Below are 22,966 nucleotides of genomic sequence, written 5' to 3' on the forward strand. Positions count from 1 at the left end.
GCCATGCCCGTGGGGGGACGGCTTCTGTCCATGGACAACCGGAGGTCTGCATGCACGCACTGGCGGCCGGTTGGCACGGCGAACGGGTGCGGGTGGACTGGATGTCTGCCCGGTCCCAGTCCCGGCCGACCACGACCACCAACGGGGTCGACTCGCGTGCGGGGTCTCGCCAGAATAGCCCGGTGACGCCGCGCCCCGCCCCTGGCCGCCATCAGGCGACGACCACCGAGGCCGCCCACTCCGACCAGTTGATCCGCACCCTGTACGCCGAGCACGCCGGTCCGCTGCTGATGTTCGTGATGCGACTGACCGGTGGTGACCGGCAGCGGGCCGAGGACATCGTGCAGGAGACACTGCTGCGGGCCTGGCGTAACGCCCACCGGCTGGGCACCCAGGGGCAGGGTTCGTTGCGTCCCTGGTTGGTTACGGTGGCCCGCCGCATCGCCATCGACGAACACCGCAGTGAACAGGCCCGCCCGGCCGAGACGTACGACCGGGACCTGACCGCGTTCGCCGAGTCGGACAACACCGACCGGGTGCTGCGTTCGATGACAGTGGCCGACGCACTACGCACGTTGAGTCAATCGCACCGGGAGATCCTGGTGGCGACCTACTTCCGGGGGCGTACGGTGCCAGAGGCGGCCGAGGAACTCGGTCTGCCCCTGGGCACCGCCAAGTCACGGGTCTACTACGCGCTGCGCGCCCTGCGCACAGCCTTGCAGGAGAGGGGGGTGACGGAATGAGCCGAGTTGACCACATGGACGTCGCCGCGTACGCGCTCGGCGTGCTGGACGAACAGGACATGGAACGGTTCGAGGAACACCTCGCAACCTGCTGGGCGTGCGCCGCCGAGTTGGAGTCGATGGTGCCGGTGGTCGGGCTGCTCTCCGACATCGACGCGGAGTCGGTGACGGCGCTGGAGCAGACCCACACCAATCCGGTCCTGCTGGATCGGACCCTGGTGGCGATGCGGGCGCACCGGCGCAAGGCACGGTTCCGGCAGATTCTCGCGACCGCCGCGGCCGTGGTGGTCCTCGGTGGGATCACCGGGGTGGTGTTCAGCAATCTGGCCGACAGTGGTGCCGCACCCCCGGTCGCCGGTCCGACCTCCGGGCCGGTGGAGGTGCCGAACAACCGCCCGGGCAACCCCGGTGGCCCGGGAGTCGGGGGTAACGAGCAGGAGGGCAAGCAGGTGGACGCCACCGACCCGACCACGGGGGTCACGGCCACCTTCTTCCTCGCCTCGAAGGATTTCGGCACCAACATCGCCTTCACCCTGGGTCGGCTGCCCGGTCCCCGGGAGTGCCGTCTGGTGGTGGTACGCCGGGACGCCAGCACCGAGGTCATCTCCAGCTGGTCGGTCCCGCAGGGCGGCTACGGCACCAACAGCAATCCCCAACCGCTGACCCTGTCCGCCGCCACCTCCTCCACATTGGACGAGGTCAAGCACTTCCAGGTGCAGGAGGTCGACGGCAAGGGAGTGGGCAAGACCCTGGTCACGGTGCCCGCTGGCTGAGCGCCCGGAGATCGTGCGAAGGCCCGCCTCGATCGAGGCGGGCCTTCGCGCGTCCACCCCTGCACGGACAGCCGTCGATTCCGGTTCAATCGATGGGCTGTGAAATGAGCCACCGTTCTGCTTTCAACCTTGACAGCACTGTTTCCCGTACTTCCCGGTGACTTGTCAAGTATGAGGAGGGCACGTGGCGAAGATGAAGCGGACCGTCGTTGTCGCGAGCGCCATGGTCGCACTGACGGCCTGCGCGCCCGCGGGCTACAACGGAGCGGACCCCGGCGCGGCGGAACCGGTCGCCGTCGCTGCGGCCGACTCCTCGGCGACCCCGGAGCCGGAGATCAGCGCGGACCCCGGGGCCAGTCCCGAACCGGGCACCTCGGCCTCGCCGGGTGCGGAGAACGAGAACGATGCCCCGCTGCCCGAGGGTGTCGAACTGACCGAGAGTCTGACCGGCAAGAAGTTCCCCCGGATGGGCAGCGCGGTCGTCAACCAGGACGGGTTCCTGCTGTACCGCTTCGACCGGGACAGCAACGACCCGCCGACGACCAACTGCGAGGACCAGTGCGCCGAGGTGTGGCCCCCGGCACTGACCGACGGCAACCCGAAGCTCAAGGGGGTCTCCGACGACGCGGTCGGCACCATCACCCGCCCCGACGGCACCCGTCAGATCACCCTGGACGGTTGGCCCCTCTACACCTACATCGGTGACAAGAAGCCGGGCCAGTGGAAGGGCCAGGGGGTCGGCGGCACCTGGTTCGTGGTCAACCCGGACGGCAGCAAGAACCTGGAGTGCCTGCCCAAGGGCACCCCGAAGGCGGTAGAGCCGCCGTCGAAGACCAAGTCGGGCGGCTCCGACTCGGACTACGACTACTGACCCTGAGGTTCCTCCGATGGCCGGCCGCAGCAACTGCGGTCGGCCATCGTCGTCCGTCAGGCCCGCTCCCAGGGGCTGGGGACCGGGAGGTAGGTGTCCAGGAAGGGCGTGACGACCGCCAGTTGAGCGGCCAGATCCTCCTCGGTGGAGAAGGCGTCGTTCAGGCAGAAGACATGCCGGTCCCGCCGGGCCAGCAGGTGCGCCAGCCGTCCCGGGGTGCCCGGATCGGACAGCTCCGCGATGGTGTACCGCAGGTTCCCCGGCACGGCCCGCCCGGTGTGGAAGGCGTAGTAGTGATGCAGCGACGAGGCGATCGAGATGTCCGTCATGCTGCGGAAACGACTCCCGGCCGTCTGCCGGTGGGCAGCGGGGAAGGCCTCCTCGATCTCGTACAGCACACTGCGCCGCAGGGCGTGGGGCATGTGCTTCATCTTCTGGGTCAGCACGGTCCCGAACCGCTCGGCGATCAGGGCCCGGTTGTTCTTTCCGGCCGCCGACGAGGGGATGTCCTCGGCGGTCGCCGTGCCCGGCGGCACCAGGGCCGGCGAGGGGAAGTACCGGGAGATGCCGTTGGCCAGGAAGAAGTCCGAGGGCAGCACCTCGCTGCCGAGGAACACGTCGTCGTTGAAGTAGAGGAAGTGTTCCGCCAGCCCCTCGATGTGGTGCAGTTGGCTCTCGATGGCGTGCGAGTTGTAGGTGGGCAGCACTTCCGGGTCGGCGAAGATCTCCCGATGGCCTACCACCCGCAGGCCGGGCGCGGACCGGTCCAACCAGGGCGGCACCTGATCGTCGGTGACCAGGTAAACCTGGCGCACCCAGGGCGCGTACAGGTGCAGGGAACGCAGTGAGTAGCGCAGCTCGTCCCGGCTGAGGAACCGGGCCGGGTTGGCCGCCTCACTGTGGTACGGCACCCCGGTCGCCGCCGCCCGCCGCCGCAGCCAGTCGGGGTCGGTGCCGTCGACCCAGGTGTAGACCACATCGATCGGGAAGGTGACATCCTCCGGACGTCGCCCGGCGAACGGCGACCTGGTCCGGGCGGTCGCCGTGGTGGTCGGGGGCAGCAGCCTGGTGAACAGCGCCTCGGAGGCGACGACCGGCGGCTCCGCCGGGTCTACCTGCTCGGCCACCGGATTGGGGCGGGGGGCCACCAGGGTGTTTCCCCGGCGGGTCCAGAACTCCACCTCGCACCCGTACTGCTGCCCCAGCACCATCCGGTGTCGGGGATCCGTCCGGTACCAGGTCAGCCGGAGCACCTCGGCCGCTGCCAGGCGCTTCCACACCCTGGGCTCGAATCCCGGGGCCGGCGGTTGCTCGCCGCCGGAGCCGACCTGGGTGACATAGCCGGGAGTACGCGTGCAGGCCCCCGCGAGGGCGGCGTACACCCGGTCCCGGTCGGCGATGTCCACCCCGACCACGGAGGACCTCTCGGAGCCGCCCCGGACCCGGAAGAAGTCGACACCGGCCTCCGTCAGGGCCACGGTCACCGCCGCCAGGTTCTCGGTCCGGGCCAGCAGGGGGGTCAGGTCGGCGGCCACCAGGGCGATCCGGGGCGCCCGGTCGGCGGTGACGGCCGCCCGGTCACCGCCGGAGAGCAGTTCCGGCTGTTGGCGGGCCAGCCGCTCGGCTCGACGACCCGCCGACCGGGTGTCCTCGGCGGCCCGGGCCACCCACTGCTTCAGTTGGTGCCGGGCGCGCGGACTCACCTTCTTGGCGATGGCCCGCCGGGTCTGCGGGCTGAGCACCCGCCGATAGACCTCCACGAACCCGGAGGGTTCGGCGACAGCTCTGGGGATCTCGGCTCGCCCCGGCTCGGTCACGGCTACCTTGCTCCTCTGTGCGGGCGCTCCGGGAGCGCGATCTGGGGGCGCATCCTGGGGGCGCTAGGGGCGATCGATGATCGTGAAGGAGAGTTCACTGTCGTTGGTGTAGTAGGGGCGGACCCGCAACCTCGGCGCCGGGTCCTCCTCGACCAGGTCCAATGGGATCAGCTGGGTCAGGTCGATCTCCGGATAGCTGTACGCGCGCTTCTTGTCGACCACGTCGTCGGCGAACCGGCCCATCCGCACCTCGTCCGGGCCGCACCGCAGATAGACGTCCCAGTCCTCGTACCGGCCCAACCGCAGGTCGGTCAGGGGGGTCAACGGCACCACCATGCTCAGCTGCCCCTGCCTGGCCGGCCCGACCGGCAGGCTCAACGACTCCGGGACATCCCCCCGTCGGCGCAGCACCGCCTGATCCGGTACCCCCGGTCCGTGCCAGGTGAAGGTGACCGCTACAGCCGTGCCGTCGACCGCGATCCGGCGTACCTCGGCGTGGCGGGCCCGCACCCAGCTACGGATCGCCAGGAAACCGTCCGCCGTCTGGTACGGCACCTGCGCCGACAGGCCCGCCCGGTCCCCCAGCGGACCGGCGGCACCGGACAGCACCCGGCAGTCCACCCGCTGGGGACGCAACCGACGCCGACCCTTGTTCCCCTCGGTCAGGAAGAGGTTCCAGCGGCCCTCGGACAGGGTCCCGGCGTCGAGGGCGACCTCCGCCCGCGTGCCGTCCGGGGAGGGCACGAGAGGGGTACGGAGCACCTCCCGGGTGTCCCGGTTGCTCAGCACCACGCACGCCTCGCCGGCCCCGGTGGTCCCGTCCACCGACACCCGCAGGCCCAGATCCGGCAACACCAGGCAGTCCGCCACCGGTGCCTCCTGGGTCTCCGAGATCCGGCGTCTGATCGCGGATTGCAGCCGGGTGCTGGTGCTGCGGGCCCGGGGTATCCGGGTCAGTCGCACCAGAGCGCCCATGCTCGCCCGTCGGGCCAGTTCGTTGCCGGCGATCCCCCGCAGCACCGGATCGGCCAGGGCGCGGGCCAGCCCGGCCTCCCGGCGGGTCGGCTCCGTCGGCAGGGGTCGGCGTCCCACCCGCCGGGGGCGGGGCACCTGGCTGCGGCGGACCGCTAGCACCTGGGCGCAGTCCCGGGCGAACTGGGCGGCCAGGTGCACCGGATCGAAGCGGGCGGAGTGGGTCACCGCCATCCGGCCCATCCGGATGCGCAGCTCGTCGTTGTGCATCAGAACCCGCAGCGCATCGGCGTACGCCCCGAAGTCGTCCGTGGGTACCAGCAGGCCGTCCTCGCCGTGAGTGATGATCTCGCGGGGGCCGACCGGGCAGTCGCTGCTGACCACCGGCAGGCCCAGTCGCATGGCCTCGACGATCGTCATGCCGAAGGACTCCCGCTGCGAGGAGACCGCGGCGATGGCGCCCTTGACCCACTCCGCGGCCATGTCCTCGCGCCGCCCCATCAGCAGGACCTGGCCGTACAGGCCCAGCTCACGGATGAGCCGGGCCAGCCCCGGCCGCTGGTCGCCGTCCCCGTAGATCCGCAGGGTCCAACCCGGGCAGTCCCGGACCGCCTGGGCGAAGGCCAGGACCAGTTGGTCGTACCGCTTGAGCGGTTCCAGGCGGCCCGCCGCCACGACGATCCGGCTCCGCCCGTCCGCCGGCGGAATCGAGCTGGCCGGCACGCTGTTGGCCAGGGCCTTGACCTGGGTGAACGGGACGGGGTTGCCGGTGCGGAAGGCCTCGGCGTCCGCCTGGGACACGGTGTACGCGAGGTCGATGCGCGAGTAGTACCGGCTGATGTCGGCCTTGACCGCCTCGTGGATCAGGTCCTGGGTCATGTGTTCCTGGGCCACCCGCACCACATGCTCCGGGGCGTACCTGGCGATGACGAGGTTGAGCCCCGGTCGGGTGCCCACGACCACGTCGGCGTCGGTGTGCCTGAGGTAGCGGACCATCCGCTCGTCGGTCAGCCGGCTGTACTGCTGGTGGAACTCCTCCTGGGTCGGGATCACCGTGGAGGGTTCCCGCAGTTGGGGGTCGGAGCGGTCCGGCCGCCGTGGCCTGATGTCGACCAGCGGCACCACGGTGATCCGGTCGTCGCCGTCGAACATCATCCGGTCGACTCGCCGGAAGACCGAGGCGATCTCGACGGTGTGGCCGTCCTCGACCAGGCCGGTGGCCAGGTTGAGCACCGCTCGGTTGGTGCCGCCCACCCCGTAGAAGTTGTGCACCAGGAAGGAGAACTTCACCGCTGGTCCGCCGCCTCGTAGGGGCTGGGCACCGGGAAGTACGCCTGAAGGAAGGGCTCCAGGACGGCCATCTGCTGCTGGAGTTGGGCGTAGGTGGAGAAGGCGTCGTTGATGCAGAAGGTGTCCCAGTCCCGCCGGGCCTCGGCCCGCTTGAGTCGGGCGACGAGATCCGGCACCGCCAACTGCACGTACCCGTAGTTCACCTGGCCGGGCAGGGCCCTACCCGTCAGGAAGGCGTAGTAGTGGTACAGGGAGTAGGTGATGATGATGTCGGTGGCGCTGCGGAACCGGCTGTGCGCGGTGCGGGCGTGTTCCTGCGGAAACTCCCGCTGGATCTCGGCCAGGATGCTGCGCCGCAGCGGGTAGGGCACATGCTGGCTGCCCTGGGTCAGGGTCCGGCCGAACCGTTGCTCGATGAGCCGCCGATTGTTCTTGATCATGGCGTCGATCGGGGTGTCCAGGTTGGTGATCGGACCGACCGGGACCCGGTTCTGGGACAGGAAGAACTTGGTGTTGCCGTTGGCCAGGAAGAAGGTCTGCGGGGCCAGCGGCCGGCCGAAGAACATGTCGTCATTGAGGTAGAGGAAGTGCTCGGCCAGGCCGTCGATGTTGTGCAGCTGGGTCTCGATGGCCACCGAGTTGAAGGTCGGCAGGGCCGCTCGGTCGGCGAAGATGTCCTGGTGGTCGACCACGAAGATGTTCCCCGGGCTCAGATCGAGCCAGGCGGGGCGCTGCCGGTCGGTCACGATGTAGATGTTGCGGACCCAGGGCGCGTTGAGGTGCAGTGAGCGCAGCGAGTACTTCAGCTCGTCCCGGTTGATGTAGCGCGACTCGCTGGCGGCCTCGGCGTGAAAGGCCTCCCCCTTGATCTCGGCCCGCCGGCGTTGCCAGTCCGGATCCGCGCCGTCCACCCAGGTGTAGACCACATCGATCGGGAACTCGATGTCGTCCGGCAGCGAGTGGTCGAACTCCGGCCGGGTACGCAGACCCGGGCCGCTGCCGCGCGCGGCCGCCAGGCGGGTGAAGCGGTGCTCGCCGACCCGCACCGGCACCCCCGCCATCGAGACCGCCGGCATCATCCGGTTGCGCCTGGGGGCACGCAGCACCTCGGCCCCCCGGTCCGGCTGCCAGAACTCGATCTCGCATCCGTACACCGGGCCGAGGACCAGCTTCATCGTCGGGTCCACCCGGAACCAGGTCAGCTTGAACGCCTCGACGGTGTGCAGGTCGGCCCAGACCGCCGGGTCCTCGGCATCGTGCATCACCGCGGTGACCGGTGGCTTCGGCAGCACCTGACTGAGGTAGCAGCCGGCGGTGGCCCCGAGCTTCTCCAGGGCACCCAGGACGGCCGTCCGATCCTGCTGGCTGACCCCGATCACCGGGGTGCGGTCGTCCATCCCGCGTACCAGGAAATGGTCCACGCCGTGCGCGTCCAGGGCCCCGGTCACCGCGGCGACATTTAGCCGGCGGGCGAGCAGGGGGGTCAGGTCGGGGTGGACATGAGCGCGCCGACGACGCCCGTCCACCAACACCTCACGAACATCGACACCCCCCGGGGGCACCGTGTCGGTCGTCCGGGGTGGGGAGGTCAGGTTCACGGTGATTCCCTGGGGGTCGAGGGCAGGGTGGGGGCGTCCGACCGGGGGCCGACCCGCAGGGCCGGGAGGGTGGCCGCGTCCACCTGGCGGGCCGTCGGAAGCGAGGGGGTGGTCTGGGCGTCCACCTGCCCGGCGTACCGATCGACACCTGCGGACTGCCACCACAGGGCACTGGCGCCCAACTCCCGGCGCCGGGCCACCTCCTCCTCCGGCAGCTCGAAGGGTGCGGGGAAGGGCAGATAGCGGGGCAGGACATCGGCGAGCATCCGTTCCTGCTCCTGGAAGGTCCGGGGGTCGGAGTCGGTGTCGTTCAGGCAGAACACGTCACGGTCGCGGTGGGCCAGCAGTTCGGCCAGCCGGGCGGGCGTCGCCGGGTGGCCGAGGTCGGCGTACTCGTACTCGATCTCCCCGGGGACGGCCTGGGCGGTCAGGTAGGCCCAGTACTGGTGCAGGGAGGACGGGATCGACAGATCCCGGTGGTCGCGGAACCGGTGCCGGGCCGTGGCGGTCACCTCCGCCGGCAAGGTCGCCTCGATCTGCTGCATGATGCTGCGCCGCAGGGCGAAGGGGGTGTGCTTCATCTTCTGCGTGATGGTCACACCGAAGTGGCGCTGGATGTGCCGCCGGTTGTTCTTCCCGGCGGCGTTCACCGGGAGGTCACCGGGGGTGGCCTCGCCGAGCCCGAACTGCGCCGGAGAGGGGAAGAACTTGGCGATCCCGTTGGCGTGGAAGAAGTGGGTGGGCAACAGGGGCCGACCCAGGAAGACGTCGTCGTTGAGGTAGAGGAAGTGCTCCGCCAGGCCCTCGATGCGGTGCAGCCGGGACTCGATGGCGTGCGAGTTGAACGAGGACAGGCCGTCCAGGTCGGCGAAGAGGTCCGCGTGCGACACGACCGTGACCATCGGATGGTCGGGGTCCAGCCAGCTCGGCAACTGGCTGTCCGTGACCACGAAGATCTTCCTCAGCCAGGGGGCGAAGCTGTGCAGCGAGCGCATGGAGTACCGCAGTTCGTCGCGGTTGTGGTAGCGCGAGGTGTTGGCGGCGATCGCGTGCAGGGCGGCGTCCGGGGTACCCATCGCCGCCTGCTTGCGCTCCCGCCATTCCGGGTCCGCGCCGTCCACCCAGGTGTAGACCGCGTCGATCGGGAAGCTGACCCGGTCCGGTGCGCGTACGGCCAGGTCGCGACGGGTGCCGTAGGTGTGGTCGTCGGCCTCGGGCACGAAGTGGCTGAGCAGGGCGGCGGCCACCCGCACCGGTTGCGCCTGGGCCGGAGCCTCGTCGATCACGGCGTTGTGCCGGGGTGCCCGTACCAGGTCGCCGACCCGGGTCCACATCTCGATCTCGCAGGCGAACTGCGCGCCGAGCACCACCCCCGCCCGCACGTCCGTCACCGGGAACCACACCTGGATCACCTCGGTCGGCTCCCGGTCCGGCTGGTCCCGGTCCGGCCGTACCTCGACCACCCGGACCTGGGCCCCGGACAGCAGCGGTGCGGAGTCGACCAACCGCCGCACCGCCTCCCGCTGATCGTCCAGGACCGCCACCGAGCTGCGCAGGTAGTCGTCGTGGCGTACACAGTGGTATTCGATCCCGGCGGACTCCAGGGTGGAGGTCACCGCGGTCAGGTTGCGGTGCCACATCTGAAGTGGGGTCGCCGCGGCGACGACCTCGGCCTCGGCGCGGACCCCGTCCTCGGTGACCGGCACCCGGGCACCGACCGGGTGCCGGGTCTCCCCGCCACGGGGGCGGGTGAGGCTACGCACGATGCCGAGCCGGTGCTGCTCCGGGAGCAGCCGCAACAGGTGACGCCGGACGCCCGGCGGCAGGAGACGGTAGACGCGCAGCGCGATCATCGGATCGTCACGCTCGGTTCAGCCACCTGGGGCCACCCCACCTCAAAGGTGACGCCCGTACGGCGTGACGACGGTTCTGAAACACCCCGACCGAACGATCGCTCCAGCAGCCATCCCGGCACCTCCTGAGCAGATTCCCCGTGACCCGCGGCAGGTCTGACCTCATCGGGGTGACCTCGTGGCCAGCCATCCGACATGCACCGGCTGCTATGCAGGCCGGGCGGATGCCGCGCTGGTCGGACCCTAACAGCGCACTTCACTTACAGGTGAGGAATCAAACCTTTCCATATTGATCGTGTCTCGGCGTGAGGTCAGTTACATCAGCAAATGGAGGTATTTGCCCGATGATTCCTGACCGTTCGGTGGTCCCCGCGATGAACGGAAGGTGACCGACGAGGGTCCGGAGCGCCGATCAGGGCCGAGCCGCCGGTATCCGGGGCGCCGGCCAGAGGCGGGTCCGGCGGTGTCCGGGGCGCCGCCGAGGTGGCACAGTGGGGTCGTGACCGCAGCCGCATCCACCGCCGGCCGGACCCTGCGCCCGCCGTCCGGCTACCGGCTGGTCGCCTCGATCCGGCCTCTGACCTTCAGCCCGTACGACCCCTGCGCCCGGATCATCGGCGACACCTTCTGGCTGGCGGCGCGTACCCCGGTCGGGCCCGCCACCCTGGCCCTGCACGCCACCGGCGGGGACCTGCGCGCCGAGGGGTACGGGCCCGGCGGCGGCTGGCTGGTCGAGCAGGCCGATGCGATCGCCGGGCTGCGCGACGACCTCACCGGCTTCGCCGACCTGGCCCGGACCCATCCCGTGGTGGCCCGCCTGGCGGCCCAGCACCCAGGTCTGCGGATGCCCGCCACCGGGCTGGTCTTCCCCCGGGTGCTGCGGGCCGTCTTCGAGCAGAAGGTCACCGGCAAGGAGGCCTACCGGGCGTACGCGGCCACCGTCCGCCACTTCGCCGAGCCGGCACCGGGACCGGTGTCGCTGCTCCTGCCGCCCGAGCCGGGGGCCGTGGCAGCCGCCCCCTACTGGGTCTTCCACCCCTTCGGGGTGGAGCAGCGCCGCGCCGACACCCTGCGCCGGGCCGCCGCCGTCGCCGACCGGCTGGAACGCTGCGAGGACTCGGCGAGGGCCACCCGTGCCCTGCTGTCGATCAACGGGATCGGCCCGTGGACGGCCGCCGAGGTCGTCCGGGTGGCGTACGGCGACCCGGACGCGGTGAGCGTCGGCGACTACCACGTACCGAACACGGTGGCCTGGGCCCTGGCCGGCGAGGCCCGCGCGGACGACGCCCGGATGCTGGAGTTGCTGGAGCCGTTCCGGGGCCATCGGGGCCGGGTCTGCCGACTGCTGGAGGTTGCCGGCATCCACGCCCCCAGGTTCGGCCCCCGGATGCCGATCCGCTCCTTCGCCCGCTACTGACGGTCACCCCCGCTGCCAGCCGGGTCTCAGGCGGCCTCGTGCAGGTCGGCCAGGTCCACCGGGCTCCACCGGCGCAGCAGGGCCGCCAACTCGGCCACCGTGGCCGCCTCGCCGAGCACGTTGTCCCCGCCGCCGAAGCGGCTGGGGTAGCGGTGGGCCAGCCGGTAGACGTACCGGCCCCGGATCAGCTCGACGCTGACCCGCCACCGTCCGCAGCACCCGCAGACCCACTCAGACACCCCGCGAAAGTAGCTCTGACCTGCGGTTATCCGAATCTCCCAGGCGCGCTGGGACAGCCCAGCGGCGGACACGCCACCCACCGGCACGCCGTGATGTGCCTCACCGTTGTCGGTGGCTTCTGGTTGACTGTCGCCGTGGACCTGCCGATCAATCCGCCGGTGGAGCCGATGCTCGCCCGCAGTGTCGCCTCGATCCCCACCGGGCCGGGGATGACCTACGAGCCCAAGTGGGACGGGTTCCGCTGCATCATCTTCCGCGACGGCGACGAGGTGGAGCTGGCCAGCCGGGGCGGCAAGCTGATGACCCGCTACTTCCCCGAGGTGGTCGAGCAGGCCCGTCGGCAGTTGCCGGCCCGCTGCGCGGTCGACGGCGAGCTGATCGTGATCCGCCGCGACGGCCCGGAGGCCGCCCCCCGGCTCGATTTCGAGCTGCTGGCGCAGCGCATCCACCCGGCCGCCTCCCGGGTGAAGCTGCTCGCCGAGACCACCCCGGCCGACTTCGTCGCCTTCGACCTGCTCGCCCTCGACGACGAGAGCCTGCTGGAGGTGCCGTACCCGACCCGGCGCGCCCGGCTGGAGCAGGCCCTGGCAAAGGTGCGCCCGCCGGTGCACCTCACCCAGATCACCACCGAGGCCGAGACCGCCCGCCGCTGGTTCGAGGTGTTCGAGGGCGCCGGTCTCGACGGGCTGATCGCCAAACCCGCCGACCTGCCCTACGAGCCGGGCAAGCGGTTGATGTTCAAGGTCAAGCACGCCCGCACCGCGGACGTGGTGGTCGCCGGGTTCCGCTGGCACAAGTCCGGGCCGGTGGTCGGTTCCCTGCTGCTTGGGCTCTACGACGACGCGCAGGTGCTGCACCACATCGGAGTGAGCGCCTCGTTCACCATGGCCCGTCGGGCCGAGCTGCTGGAGGAGTTGGCCCCCTACCGCGAGGTCGCAGACGATCACCCGTGGGTGCACGGCGACCACGAGCGCGGCCAACGCATCCCGGGCGGGGTCAGCCGGTGGACCGGCACGAAGAACCTGGAATGGGAGCCCCTGCGCCCGGAGCTGGTGGTCGAGGTGGCGTACGACGCGATGGAGGGTGACCGGTTCCGGCACACCGCGCGGTTCGTCCGCTGGCGGCCCGACCGGGACCCCCTCTCCTGCCGGTACGACCAGTTGGAGCGGCCGATCCGGTTCGACGTGGACCAGGTCCTGCGCGGCGATCCGGCGGTGACGGTGGGGTCCGCTTCCGGTTCGGCGTAGCCTGACGATCGCACCGATCCCGGAGGCCCGCTCGTGACCCGTACTTCCGCACCGATCCGCCGTCGACGGCGCACCCTGGCCGGTCTGGTCGCCGCCGCGGTGGTCGCCGCCGGTTGCACCCTGCCGGCGCTGGCGCCGCACGACGACACCGTCAGCAGGGCCGCCCCACCGGGCACGACACCGACCTGGCAGGCTTGCCCGGAGGTCGCCGACGAGGTGGTCGGGCGAGGGGCACCGGGCATCCGGTACGAGTGCACCCGCATCCGGGTCCCCCGCGACTGGGCCGGCGGCAGTGGCGCCACGACCGGCCCCGGTGCCGGAGAGACCTTCGAGATCGCCCTGATCCGGGCCCGCTCCGAAAACCAACGCGACCGGATCGGTTCCCTGCTGGTCAACCCCGGTGGTCCCGGCGGTTCCGGAGTGGACACCGCCGTCTACCTCTCCTTCGGCGAGCGGTACGGCGGGCTGCCCGACCGCATCCTGGAACGCTTCGACATCGTCGGCTTCGACCCTCGCGGGGTGGCCCGGTCCAGCCCGGTGGAGTGCATCTCCGACGACGACCTGGACGCCGTCTTCGGCTCCGATCCCGACCCGCAGAGCCAGGAGTCCTTCGACGGCCTGGTCGACCTCGCCGACCGCATCGGCCAGGGCTGCGGCGACAAGTACGGCGACCAACTCCCGCTGTACGGCACCGAGCAGGCCGCCCGGGACATGGACGCGATCCGCGCGGCGGTCGGCGACGACCAGCTCACCTACCTGGGCTACTCCTACGGCACCCTGCTCGGTGCCACGTACGCCCAACTGTTCCCCACCCGGGTGCGGGCGCTGGTGCTCGACGGGGCGATCGACCCCCGACAGGGTCTGATCGAGGGCTCGGAGAGCCAGGCCAAGGGCTTCGAGCGGGCCTTCGACAACTTCCACCGGTGGTGTGCTGCCAACGCCGCCCGCTGCCCGATCGCCCCGGACGCCCGGGCGGCGGTCGTCTCCGCGATCGACAAGGCCCGGGTGTCCCCGGCCCGTTCCGCCGACGGTCGGGAAGCCACCGCCGGCTGGGTCTTCTACGCGGTCATCTCCTCCCTCTACACCGAGAGCGGCTGGCAGGAGTTGGCCCGCGCCATCGACCAACTGGAGGGCGGCAACCCGCAGGGCGTGTTCCAACTGGCCGACAATTACGCCGACCGCGACGACCGGGGCCACTACACCAACCTCTTCGACGCCAACACGGCGATCAACTGCGCCGACGAGGAGGAACGGCCCGACCTGGACCGCATCCGCCAACTGCAGTCCCAGTGGCGAGGACAGTACCCGTTGTTCGGCCCGGCCCTGGCCACCGGCCTGATCTCCTGCACCGAATGGCCGGGCGGCAGCGACCCCTACCCCACCGGCCGCGCCGACGGCGCCCCACCCATCCTGATCATCGGCACCACCGGCGACCCGGCGACCCCGTACGAGCAGGCCCCGGCCCTGGCCGAGATGCTCGGGGTGGGGCGGCTGCTCACCTGGGAGGGTGAGGGTCACACGGCATACCCGCAGACCGCCTGCATCACGGCTGCCGTCGACGCCTACCTGATCGACCTCACCGTCCCTGCCGAAGGCAAACGCTGCCCGGCCCGCTAGCCGCAGCCCTACCTCTGCCAGCTCGGGCGGCTTGGGCCACCACCCCCTTACGCCAGGTCACCGGATTCACGGCACCATCAGGTCAACTGGTGCTGGTGGGAACGGTGCCGAGGCTGACCAACCAGGCCCCTCGGTAGACGACGACTGGTTCGCCGGTGCCGTCCCGGCGAGCGATCACCACGACGTCGAGATCTCCTGGTTCTGATCGGCTTTTGAGCGGACGCAGCGAGATCAGCAGGTGCTCCTGGTCCGGTGTGAGGATTACGTTGGCGACCCGCTGGTCAGGGCCGGCGCCGGTGGGAATCTCGACCCGGCCGCCGGAGCTGTCGGTCACCAGCAGCCGATCCACCCGTTCGCGTCCGCTCTCGGCGAGAAGGGTGTGCAGCACCGCACCGTCACCGAGGGTCTCTCGGGGGAAGGTTCCGGACGGGGCGCTGGTGACCGTACCGTCGGGGCTGAGGGTGAGGGTCTGCTTGCCCGGCTCGAACCACAGCGCCGACAACGCGGCTGTGCCGGTCGGCGGGAATTCGTGCTGCCACACCGTCACCTCCGACGCCTCCGGTGTGTTCGCGTGGAGGGTCGCGGTCGCGGTGGAGAGTCGTACCGACCAGGCGCGGCTGGGCCGGGGCACCCGTTGGCCGTCCGGACGGGCCTCCAGTTCGACGACCAGGGCGTGGTCGCCGGAAACCGTCGCGGTGACGGTGCCGGTCGTCGGCGGCAGCTCCGCCGGCCGGGTCGGCTGTTCGCCGCTGGGCGCGGTGCCGTCACCGACCACCGGGGTGACCGCGCCCGACTTCAGGTCGAGTACGGAGAGTCGGCCCTTGCCGGAACGGTTGTCCTCCACGATGGCGCGCCGCCCGTCAGGAGCGAAGGCGACCTCGCCGACCGGAGAAAGCAGGTCACGTACCTCCCCCTTCGGGGTGACCAGGCTGATCCGGCGGGGGCCGGGAGCCGTCCGGTGCAGCAGAGCGAACCCGTCGCCGGTGAAGACCCCAGGGAACTCCGCCCCGCTGACCGTCACGGTGGGCCGGGACTGGCCGGTCCTGGTGTCCGCGATGACGAGTTGCCGAGGGTCCTGGCGGGTGAGCGCGGCGAGGTAGCGGCCGTCGGGTGTGGCGGCGATCGGATACGACGGCAGCTCGACGGCCGGGCTCGCCGCTCCGGACGCCAGGTCGATCCCGCCGTACCGCCCGCCCTGCCGGTCCTCCCAGATCACCCCGCCTCGGTCGGCGATCTTGCAGAAGGCCTCTTCCACCGGTAGCCCGACCCTGCCGTCGCCGGTGACGGTGAGACAACTGGATGCCGTGATCGACAGCGTGGCATCGACGTTGAAGGCCCGGTCGGCGTACCCGAGATCGGGCAGCGTGACGTCGCGCAGGCGACCGTCGACGAGCACGGCGTCACGGCGATCCTCACCCAGCCCTCGGGCGACGGTCGGGAGACGGGGATCACCGCCGAAGGCGACCTGGGTGTGTCGCCGAGCGGGCGTCAGGCCGGCGAGGTCATCGCCGAACCGTTCCAGCGCGAGCAGCCCGGTCACATCCTCCGTCACGGGAACCGCCAGCACCGCCGGACCGAGCCCACGCACCTCAGCCGGCACCTGCGCCACTCGGACGGGCAGATCGTCCTGTTCCGCTTCGGTGCAGCTCGTGGCCGTGCTCAGCAGCAGCAGGGCGAGCACCATCGACGCAGCCTGGCGGATAACAGTCATTCGGGCATTGTGATCCCCTTCGGCAGCCGCCGCCCGGGGTAGGGGGCCCGAAAATTCATGCCCGATACCTCCCTGCCGTCCGGTATAAGACCGTTTATGAGGCGGCCCGATCAGCCGACGGCGCGGAATGATGCTCGGCCACGGGTCGTTGTACATGGCATACCGCGAGGGCTTCCCCCGCCACGCGACCTCCCGGAACCCCTGGAATGTGGGGCCGCCCGGGATCGTTACATCCCCCGGACGCCCGAGCACCCCCGCCGGGCGTTCCTCTTTCCCCCCGCAGCACCGCGAACCCCGAACCGGGTTGATTCCTGCTGCGTACCCCCGAACGGAAGGTGTGAGTCGATCATGCGTACCACCATCCTGCGTAAGACCGCTCTGACCGTCGCCGCTGCCGCCACCACCGCCGGTGGCATCGCCGGCCCCGCCGTCGCCGCATACGCCGCCCCCGCGCCGGCCGCCGCCGCTTCGGTGCAGGCCGACCGCAAGCCCAGCGACGAGCGCCAGCTCGACGTGCGCTACGAGGCCCAGCCCAACTTCTACTTCTGCGGCCCGGCCGCCGCCCGTAACGCGCTGAGCGTGCAGGGCAAGAACATCGACGTGTACGACATGGCCAAGCGGATGGGTACCACCGAGGCCGGTACCGACTCCATCAACGACATCACGCCGGTGCTGAACAAGGAGACCGGTAAGGACGTCTACAAGTCGGTGGAGATCCGGGACGCCAAGGCCGCCGAGAAGCATGCCGACAAGCTGCGCGAGGACATCGTGCGGACCGTCGACGACGGCCGTGCAGTGGTTGCCAACATCGCCGGCACCGCCACCGACACCGACGGCGGCGTGCACAGCTTCGAGGGCGGGCACTACGTCAGCGTCACCGGATACGACGACGAGGGCGAGACCGTGACCATCGCCGACTCGGCCGACCCGGCCAAGGCCTCGTACCGGATGGACGTCGACACCCTCGCCAACTGGATCGCCACCCGCGGTTACTCCGCAGCCTCCTGACGATCCGACAACCGAACACTCGAAGGGCCGACCCCCTGCCGGGGTCGGCCCTTCGGTCTGCCGGAAACCGGTCGCCGCAGGTATGTCACCCTCACTGAATGAACGACATGATCTTCCGTACGGCGATCCGGGCCGACCTGCCTACGGTGCTCGACCTGCTCGCCGACGACATGCTGGGACGTACCCGGGACGTCGGAGAGGTCGACGCCACCTACGAGAAGGCGTTCGCGGACATCACCGCCGACCCGCGCAACCACCTAGTGGTCGCCGAGGTCGACGGCGAGGTGGTCGGCTGCATGCAGCTCACCTACATCCCCGGGCTCGGTCGGCACGGGGCCGAACGGCAACTGATCGAGTCGGTTCGGGTTCGCTCCGATCAGCGGGGTCGGGGCCTGGGTCGGCTGATGATGACCTGGGCGATCGAGCAGGCGCGGCTGCGTGGCTGCGCCCTGGTGCAACTCACCACCGACAAGACCCGCCACGATGCGCACCGCTTCTACCTGGGGCTCGGCTTCGTCGCCAGCCACGAGGGCATGAAGCTCAGTCTCTGACGCCGCCGCCGGTCGGCGGGTCGACCAGCCGGGGACGTCCCACCTCGCAGTCGAGGACGCTGGCCCAGAAGCTGGTCAGGACCGACAGGCTCGAACCGTGGGTCAGGCTCCGCGCGGCATTGCGGATCAGCCAGAAGTCGCCTTCGGGCAGAACGACCGCCCACCCGATCGGCCCGTCGTCCTCGGTCACCAGGACCAGCAGTACCGGCTGGCTGACCACCTCGATCTCCGGCAGGTCCGTCACCTCCACGTGCTTCAGCCCTCGCGGCCCGCTCACCGGCTGCCGCCCCGGTCGCATCGCCCTACCAGGCGGCTGGAGCGCAACCCCACCCTCGTCGTGGATAGCCTTCGCTGAGGCTGGGCCGCTCTGGGCATGTGCCCGGCAGACTCACCGGACCCATCGGAGCAGGTTGACTCCTCCACCACGTCAATCGGTTCGTCCTTGCGCTGAAACCACTTCCACCGCCCCACCCCGAAACCTCCTCCGACCATCCATCGACAGGTCACTGATGCCACGATCGGCCAGCAGGAGCGCCAGATGCAACGTCTCACTTCGGGTTTCGCAAACAGAGATTGACGTCGTGTCATTCGGGAGGCGATGCTGTTCCAAATGAGACACCGACTGACGCCAGGTTGAGACGAGGCGATATGAGCGACGTGGGATCTTCTGTGCCCCGCCGACAACTCGGCAGGTTGCTGCGTCAAGCCCGAGAGGAAGCCGGAATCAGTCTGGAGGCTGCCGCCGAGGCGCTCGAATGGTCGCGCGCCAAGATGTACCGCCTCGAAGGCGGACAGACCTCCCTGCGCACCCACGACGTAAAGCTGATGTGCCAGCACTACGGCACCTCCGCCGAGTTGGCCGAGGTCATGGTCAGCCTGGCCCGGGAGAGCAAGAGCCGGGGATGGTGGCACGCCTACGGGGACGCCATCCCCGCGTGGTTCGAGCTGTACGTCGGGCTGGAGGCAGCGGCTCGCCGGATACGCCAGTACGAGCCGACGTTGGTTCCTGGGCTGCTCCAGAGCGCCGAGTATGCGACGGCCATTTTCGGTGCTAAGGCTGGGCGCAGTCAGGACGAGATAGCGCAGAAGGTCGCGCTACGCATGGAGCGCCAAAAGCTACTCGCTCGCCGAAATCCCAAGGCCCCCACCTTCGAGGCCATCATCGACGAGGCGGTGATCCGTCGTCCCATCGCCGACATGGACGCCTGGCGCAGTCAACTCGCACACCTGGTAAACATCGCACAGCGGCCGAACGTCTCGGTCCGAGTGCTGCCGCTGGGCAGCGGACCACACGCGGCATCCGTCGCCGGCTCGTTCATCATTCTGGACTTTCCGGCGATGGGCACGCGGCCCGCAGAGCCCTCGACCATCTACAGCGAGTCGCTTACCGGAAGTCTCTACCTGGACAAGCCCGCAGAGGTGACAGCGTACGCCGATGCGTGGTCCACCCTGCTGGACCATTCGTTGGGCGCGCGAGAGTCTGAGGACCTGATCGGGACGGTAATCAAGGAGACCTTCAATGAATAACCAGACCAGCGCCCGGTGGCGCAAGAGCAGCCGGAGCGCTGAGGGCGAGTGTGTCGAGGTGGCCGACGATCTTGGTGGTGTCGTGGGGGTGCGGGACAGCAAGGACATCGCCGGGCCGGTGCTGCTGTTCGCCCCCACCCAGTGGCGCTCCTTCGTCGAGACCATCAAGGCCGACCGCCTCTCGTAGCCCCTCACCGCACCCCGAGCCACCGAGCGCTCCGCGCTCCGCAAGATCGCGCTCGATCTGGGATCGAGTGGTCTCGGAGCCAATCAAGGCCACTCGATCCTGGATCGAGCGCGATCTTCAAAGGCCCGCACGAAAAGCGGGTCAGCGGGGGCGGTCGCGGTCCTTGGAGGGTTGGACCCGCTTCGGCTCACCCGGCATCTTCGGGTGATCCGGGGGGTAGGGCAGATCGCCCTCGCCGGCGGCGGCGTCCCGCTCGGCCCACTCCAGCAGCGGGGTGATGTCCCACGCGGTGTCGTCGATGCCGGCGTGCGGGTCGCCCTGCTCGGCCAGCCGCTGCGGGACCGTACCCAGGTCGAAGTCGTCCGGGTCGACCTGGGGCAACTCCTCCCAGGTGACCGGGGTGGAGACCGTGGCCCGGGCGTTGGCTCGCAGCGAGTACGCACACGCGATGGTGCGGTCCCGGGCCATCTGGTTGAAGTCGACGAAGACCCGTTCGCCGCGTTCCTCCTTCCACCAGGCGGTGGTGACCAGGTCGGGGCGGCGGCGGGCCAGTTCCCGGGCCAGGGCGATGGTGGCCCGGCGTACCTCGACGAAGGTCCACCGTGGCTGGATTCGCAGGTAGACGTGCACCCCCCGCCCGCCGGAGGTCTTCGGCCAGCCGGGCACGCCCAGCTCGTCGAGGATGGCCCGCAGCTCGGCGGCGGCGGTGGCGGCGTGGGCGAAGTCGGTGCCGGGCTGCGGGTCGAGGTCTACCCGCAGTTCGTCGGGGCGGTCCGGGTCGGCGGCGCGTACCGGCCACGGGTGGAACACGACAGTGCCCATCTGTGCCGCCCAGGCCACATGGGCCAGGTCCGCCGGGCAGAGCTCCGCCGCCGTACGCCCACTGGGGAAGGTGATCTCGCTGGTCCGCACCCAGGGCGGCACCCCCCGGGTCGGCACCCGCTTGGAGAAGAACATCTCCCCCTCGATGCCGTCCGGGAAGCGTTGCAGGGTGGTCGGCCGTTCGCGCAGGGCACGCAGGATGCCCTCGCCCACCGCCAGGTAGTAGCCGAAGACGTCGGCCTTGGTGAAGCCCCGCTTCGGAAAGATCACCCGGTCCGGGCTGGACAGCCGTACGGTGTGTCCGGCGACCTCGATCTCCTGGGCCGCCGCCTTCGTGCCTGCCATTTCGCGACCATATGCGATGGGTCCGACGTTCGACGTACCGTTGACGGGTGAGTCTTCCCGACAGTGAACTGCCCCGCACCGAGGACGAGTGGCGGGTCCGGCTCAGCCCCGAGGAGTTCCGGGTGCTGCGCGAGCACGGCACGGAGCCCGCCTGGACCGGCGAGTACGTCGACACCAAGACCCCCGGCATGTACCACTGCCGGGCCTGCGGTGCCGAGTTGTACCCCAGTGACACCAAGTTCGACTCGCACTGCGGGTGGCCGAGCTTCGACGACGCCATCCCGGGTGCGATCAAGGAGATCGAGGACAACTCCCTGGGCATGCGGCGCACGGAGATCCGCTGCGCCCGCTGCGACAGCCACCTGGGGCATGTCTTCCGGGGCGAGGGCTTCACCCCGAAGAACACCCGCCACTGCGTGAACTCGCTGTCGATTCGCCTGGACCCCAGCACCCCCTGAGCCGGTCAGGCCGCTGCCGGGTGGGCGGCCAGCATCGCTACCTGGGCGGTACGGGACTGCTCGATGCGTCGGGCCAGGTCGCGTACCCCCTGCTCGGTGCCGGCCGCCAGGTGGGCGCGGGCCAGGTCGGCGGCGGCCCGCTGGTGGGCAGACAGCACCTCGATCAACACCTTGTCGACCTCGCCGTCCTCGGCGTCGCGCAGCCGGGCCAACTGGTCCGGGCCGGCGCCGTGGCCGGTGTGGTCGTCGGCGCGGGCGCTGCGTCCGGCCTGCGCCAACCAGCGGCGTACGGTGGCCAGTTCCTCGGCCTCGGTCACCTCGATGGCGGCGACCAGGGTACGCAGTTCCGGGTCGGTCAGCCGGTCGTGCACCAGCCGGACGATCCGCAGGGTCTGTTCGGTGTGCCCGGCCGTCATCGACAGGTACAGCAGGTCCACCCCGGTCATGTCGGTGGCCGTCGGGGTACCGGGTGCGTCACGGGTGGGTGACGCCGCCCGGCCACCGGTGTCGGCCGCCGAGGCGGAGGAAGTCGCGGTCGAGGCTGCCGATCCGCCGCCACAGCCGGTGGCCGACAGCACGAGGGTCAGGGCCAGCGCCGCCCGGAACAGGGCGAAGGGCAGGCGCGGCCGGTCAAGGCCGCACCTGCCGCTGCTCAGAGCAGGCTCCACAGCGCTGGTACGTTCGGCGGCTCCCAACCGGCGATCGCGGTGTGCGCCTGCCGGCACCGGTACGCCCGCCCGCCGTAGGTGACCTGGTCGCCGACGGCGTACGCCCGGCCTGCGGTCCAGGTGCCCCCGGCCGGCAGGGTGGTGGTCGGTGCCGGGGTGGGCGACGGCGGCGGGCTGGTCGGGCCCGGGGTGGTCGGGCTCGGACTGGGCGGTGGGTTGCCGCCACCGCCGATCTGGAGGTCGACGCAGGAGTAGAAGGCGTTGGCGGTGTCCGCGATGTTCCAGACGGCCAGCACCTTCTGGCGGCCGGGATAGCCGGACAGGTTGACGCTGTGCGAGACCGTGGGGCCCGGCTGGCGTCCGCCGCCGCTGAACACGGCGACCCGGGTGTTGCCGATGAAGTACTCCCAGTCGCGGGTGGCGTGCATCGCGGTGTTCACCCAGGTGAAGGTGACCGTGGTGCCGACCGAGGTGGCGGGCCAGCCCCGGTTGTCGTCGTTGAGGACGGCGAAGTGGGAGATGTTGGCATGGCAGGTACGCAGCCCCTTGGGGCCTTCGACACTCTGCGGCTCCCACCGGATCTGCCCGCAGTCGGGCACCCGGTTCTGGGCGCAGAGGGCCTGCCGGCTGGGCGGTGACGAGACGTAACCGTGGGCCTGGGCCGGGGTGGCGACGGCCAGGGTGGAGATCATGGCGCCGGTCGTGGCCAGGGCGAGGGTGAGTCTTCGACGCATGGCGGCACTCCTTTTCGGCGTGTTGCCTGGTGAGGTGCCACCAACATAATTTAAACATTGTTAACAGTAAAGACTGCTATCAATAAAAGGGGCTCACAGCATCAGCAGGCCACCATGGTCGTCGAGCCGGTCGGCGGACTCGTCGTCGAACCACAGCCCACCGCTGGCCAGGTAGCGGAAGCGGTGCTGCCCCGGCCCCAGCCGTACGGTCACCGTCCGAGTGCCGTCACGCCGGGCCACCAGCACGTGCTCACCGGGCCGCCAGTCGTTGAAGGACCCGACCACGCTGACCGTGCCGGGCGGGGTGTCCCGGGGAAGACAGAAGGTGACCCGGGTCTGACTGCCGAACAGCCGGTTGCGCTTGATCATTATTCCTCCCGGTTCGGGTGCTCCACCGAAAGGCGGCGGCCGGGCCGCCGCCTCCGGCCAGGTCACTGGGTACAACGGCGCACCGGCGACCGGCGACACGCCGCCCCGTACGGGCGATGCAGGCTGGTTCCCACCGGGCCGGCCGACG

General features: G+C 70.4%; 22 protein-coding genes. 11 read left to right on the forward strand and 11 right to left on the reverse strand.

Translation table 11 applies throughout. The features are described from left to right. The first annotated feature begins 50 nt into the window (after positions 1 to 50). From OIE53_RS14255 to OIE53_RS14265, 3 genes are all read left to right on the forward strand, one after another. Positions 51 to 743, forward strand: a complete 693-nt coding sequence (locus tag OIE53_RS14255) for a sigma-70 family RNA polymerase sigma factor (protein WP_327022039.1) — start codon at positions 51 to 53, stop codon at positions 741 to 743. Beyond that, positions 740 to 1,516 carry a zf-HC2 domain-containing protein gene (locus OIE53_RS14260; protein WP_327022040.1) on the forward strand — a complete coding sequence of 259 codons (777 nt, stop codon included), beginning with the start codon at positions 740 to 742 and terminating at the stop codon, positions 1,514 to 1,516. Before OIE53_RS14255 ends, OIE53_RS14260 begins: the two co-directional genes overlap by 4 nt. Positions 1,517 to 1,700: 184 nt before the next feature. Further along, positions 1,701 to 2,387 (forward strand): COG4315 family predicted lipoprotein, encoded by a 687-nt coding sequence (locus OIE53_RS14265; protein WP_393336994.1) that lies wholly within the window; start codon positions 1,701 to 1,703, stop codon positions 2,385 to 2,387. Positions 2,388 to 2,443: 56 nt separating this feature from the next. Here OIE53_RS14265 and OIE53_RS14270 read toward each other — a convergent pair whose 3' ends face one another. The 4 genes from OIE53_RS14270 to OIE53_RS14285 form a co-directional block, all read right to left on the reverse strand. After that, complete coding sequence (locus OIE53_RS14270; protein ID WP_327022041.1) at positions 2,444 to 4,204, reverse strand: stealth family protein; 1,761 nt, start codon at positions 4,202 to 4,204, stop codon at positions 2,444 to 2,446. A 63-nt stretch (positions 4,205 to 4,267) separates the two neighbouring features. Continuing rightward, positions 4,268 to 6,466: a glycosyltransferase family 4 protein gene (locus OIE53_RS14275; RefSeq protein ID WP_327022042.1), complete on the reverse strand. Its 2,199-nt coding sequence runs from the start codon at positions 6,464 to 6,466 to the stop codon at positions 4,268 to 4,270. Continuing rightward, positions 6,463 to 8,064 (reverse strand): stealth family protein, encoded by a 1,602-nt coding sequence (locus tag OIE53_RS14280; RefSeq protein ID WP_327022043.1) that lies wholly within the window; start codon positions 8,062 to 8,064, stop codon positions 6,463 to 6,465. The genes OIE53_RS14275 and OIE53_RS14280 overlap by 4 nt, the downstream gene beginning before the upstream one ends. Further along, complete coding sequence (locus tag OIE53_RS14285) at positions 8,061 to 9,917, reverse strand: stealth family protein (protein WP_327022044.1); 1,857 nt, start codon at positions 9,915 to 9,917, stop codon at positions 8,061 to 8,063. Before OIE53_RS14285 ends, OIE53_RS14280 begins: the two co-directional genes overlap by 4 nt. A 499-nt stretch (positions 9,918 to 10,416) precedes the next feature. Here OIE53_RS14285 and OIE53_RS14290 point away from each other — a divergent pair, with 499 nt between their 5' ends. After that, a complete protein-coding gene (locus tag OIE53_RS14290; protein WP_327022045.1) occupies positions 10,417 to 11,334 on the forward strand; it encodes a DNA-3-methyladenine glycosylase family protein in 918 nt (305 codons plus the stop codon). A gap of 26 nt (positions 11,335 to 11,360) precedes the next feature. On the opposite strand, the gene OIE53_RS14295 is transcribed toward OIE53_RS14290, so the two are convergent. Further along, positions 11,361 to 11,573 carry a hypothetical protein gene (locus OIE53_RS14295; protein ID WP_327022046.1) on the reverse strand — a complete coding sequence of 71 codons (213 nt, stop codon included), beginning with the start codon at positions 11,571 to 11,573 and terminating at the stop codon, positions 11,361 to 11,363. Between the two features lie 135 nt (positions 11,574 to 11,708). Here OIE53_RS14295 and OIE53_RS14300 point away from each other — a divergent pair, with 135 nt between their 5' ends. After that, positions 11,709 to 12,821, forward strand: a complete 1,113-nt coding sequence (locus OIE53_RS14300; protein WP_327027201.1) for an ATP-dependent DNA ligase — start codon at positions 11,709 to 11,711, stop codon at positions 12,819 to 12,821. A 33-nt stretch (positions 12,822 to 12,854) separates the two neighbouring features. Then, positions 12,855 to 14,438 carry an alpha/beta hydrolase gene (locus tag OIE53_RS14305; RefSeq protein WP_442791342.1) on the forward strand — a complete coding sequence of 528 codons (1,584 nt, stop codon included), beginning with the start codon at positions 12,855 to 12,857 and terminating at the stop codon, positions 14,436 to 14,438. 82 nt (positions 14,439 to 14,520) lie between these two features. Here the strand turns inward: OIE53_RS14305 and OIE53_RS14310 are convergent, their stop codons facing one another. Beyond that, positions 14,521 to 16,149 carry a TolB family protein gene (locus tag OIE53_RS14310; protein WP_327022047.1) on the reverse strand — a complete coding sequence of 543 codons (1,629 nt, stop codon included), beginning with the start codon at positions 16,147 to 16,149 and terminating at the stop codon, positions 14,521 to 14,523. A gap of 348 nt (positions 16,150 to 16,497) precedes the next feature. On the opposite strand from OIE53_RS14310, the gene OIE53_RS14315 reads away from it, so the two are divergent. Then, a complete protein-coding gene (locus tag OIE53_RS14315; protein ID WP_327022048.1) occupies positions 16,498 to 17,157 on the forward strand; it encodes a C39 family peptidase in 660 nt (219 codons plus the stop codon). Positions 17,158 to 17,255: 98 nt separating this feature from the next. Then, the gene (locus OIE53_RS14320; RefSeq protein ID WP_327022049.1) at positions 17,256 to 17,708 is read left to right on the forward strand and encodes a GNAT family N-acetyltransferase; all 453 of its coding nucleotides are present in this window, start codon (positions 17,256 to 17,258) and stop codon (positions 17,706 to 17,708) included. Here the strand turns inward: OIE53_RS14320 and OIE53_RS14325 are convergent. After that, positions 17,698 to 17,985: a hypothetical protein gene (locus tag OIE53_RS14325; protein ID WP_327022050.1), complete on the reverse strand. Its 288-nt coding sequence runs from the start codon at positions 17,983 to 17,985 to the stop codon at positions 17,698 to 17,700. The two genes, OIE53_RS14320 and OIE53_RS14325, sit on opposite strands and share 11 nt — an antisense overlap. Before the next feature lie 371 nt (positions 17,986 to 18,356). Here OIE53_RS14325 and OIE53_RS14330 point away from each other — a divergent pair, with 371 nt between their 5' ends. Beyond that, a complete protein-coding gene (locus OIE53_RS14330) occupies positions 18,357 to 19,235 on the forward strand; it encodes a helix-turn-helix domain-containing protein (RefSeq protein ID WP_327022051.1) in 879 nt (292 codons plus the stop codon). Next, entirely contained in the window at positions 19,228 to 19,422 is a 195-nt protein-coding gene (locus OIE53_RS14335) for a DUF397 domain-containing protein (RefSeq protein WP_327022052.1), read from the forward strand. Before OIE53_RS14330 ends, OIE53_RS14335 begins: the two co-directional genes overlap by 8 nt. Positions 19,423 to 19,563: 141 nt before the next feature. Here the strand turns inward: OIE53_RS14335 and ligD are convergent, their stop codons facing one another. Further along, entirely contained in the window at positions 19,564 to 20,589 is a 1,026-nt protein-coding gene (gene ligD / locus OIE53_RS14340) for a non-homologous end-joining DNA ligase (protein WP_327022053.1), read from the reverse strand. A 47-nt stretch (positions 20,590 to 20,636) separates the two neighbouring features. Here ligD and msrB point away from each other — a divergent pair, with 47 nt between their 5' ends. Then, entirely contained in the window at positions 20,637 to 21,047 is a 411-nt protein-coding gene (msrB, locus tag OIE53_RS14345; RefSeq protein ID WP_327022054.1) for a peptide-methionine (R)-S-oxide reductase MsrB, read from the forward strand. Between the two features lie 5 nt (positions 21,048 to 21,052). Here the strand turns inward: msrB and OIE53_RS14350 are convergent, their stop codons facing one another. The 3 genes from OIE53_RS14350 to OIE53_RS14360 form a co-directional block, all read right to left on the reverse strand. Next, positions 21,053 to 21,715 carry a DUF305 domain-containing protein gene (locus OIE53_RS14350; protein ID WP_327022055.1) on the reverse strand — a complete coding sequence of 221 codons (663 nt, stop codon included), beginning with the start codon at positions 21,713 to 21,715 and terminating at the stop codon, positions 21,053 to 21,055. Beyond that, a complete protein-coding gene (locus OIE53_RS14355; RefSeq protein WP_327022056.1) occupies positions 21,700 to 22,449 on the reverse strand; it encodes a lytic polysaccharide monooxygenase in 750 nt (249 codons plus the stop codon). The genes OIE53_RS14350 and OIE53_RS14355 overlap by 16 nt, the downstream gene beginning before the upstream one ends. Positions 22,450 to 22,542: 93 nt before the next feature. Next, on the reverse strand, positions 22,543 to 22,818 hold the full coding sequence (locus OIE53_RS14360) for an isoamylase early set domain-containing protein (RefSeq protein ID WP_327022057.1): 276 nt from the start codon (positions 22,816 to 22,818) through the stop codon (positions 22,543 to 22,545). Positions 22,819 to 22,966 lie beyond the last annotated feature (148 nt).

Origin of the sequence: Micromonospora sp. NBC_01739 (assembly GCF_035920385.1) — a bacterium.
Taxonomy (GTDB): Bacteria; Actinomycetota; Actinomycetes; order Mycobacteriales; family Micromonosporaceae; genus Micromonospora.

Coding starts and splice junctions, on each gene's coding strand:
- OIE53_RS14255 (WP_327022039.1), top strand. CDS start 51: ATGCACGCACTGGCGGCCGGTTGGCACGGCGAACGGGTGCGGGTGGAC.
- OIE53_RS14260 (WP_327022040.1), top strand. CDS start 740: ATGAGCCGAGTTGACCACATGGACGTCGCCGCGTACGCGCTCGGCGTG.
- OIE53_RS14285 (WP_327022044.1), bottom strand. CDS start 9,917: ATGATCGCGCTGCGCGTCTACCGTCTCCTGCCGCCGGGCGTCCGGCGT.
- OIE53_RS14310 (WP_327022047.1), bottom strand. CDS start 16,149: ATGACTGTTATCCGCCAGGCTGCGTCGATGGTGCTCGCCCTGCTGCTG.
- OIE53_RS14315 (WP_327022048.1), top strand. CDS start 16,498: ATGCGTACCACCATCCTGCGTAAGACCGCTCTGACCGTCGCCGCTGCC.
- OIE53_RS14320 (WP_327022049.1), top strand. CDS start 17,256: ATGAACGACATGATCTTCCGTACGGCGATCCGGGCCGACCTGCCTACG.
- OIE53_RS14330 (WP_327022051.1), top strand. CDS start 18,357: ATGAGCGACGTGGGATCTTCTGTGCCCCGCCGACAACTCGGCAGGTTG.
- OIE53_RS14335 (WP_327022052.1), top strand. CDS start 19,228: ATGAATAACCAGACCAGCGCCCGGTGGCGCAAGAGCAGCCGGAGCGCT.
- ligD (WP_327022053.1), bottom strand. CDS start 20,589: ATGGCAGGCACGAAGGCGGCGGCCCAGGAGATCGAGGTCGCCGGACAC.
- OIE53_RS14355 (WP_327022056.1), bottom strand. CDS start 22,449: ATGCGTCGAAGACTCACCCTCGCCCTGGCCACGACCGGCGCCATGATC.
- OIE53_RS14360 (WP_327022057.1), bottom strand. CDS start 22,818: ATGATCAAGCGCAACCGGCTGTTCGGCAGTCAGACCCGGGTCACCTTC.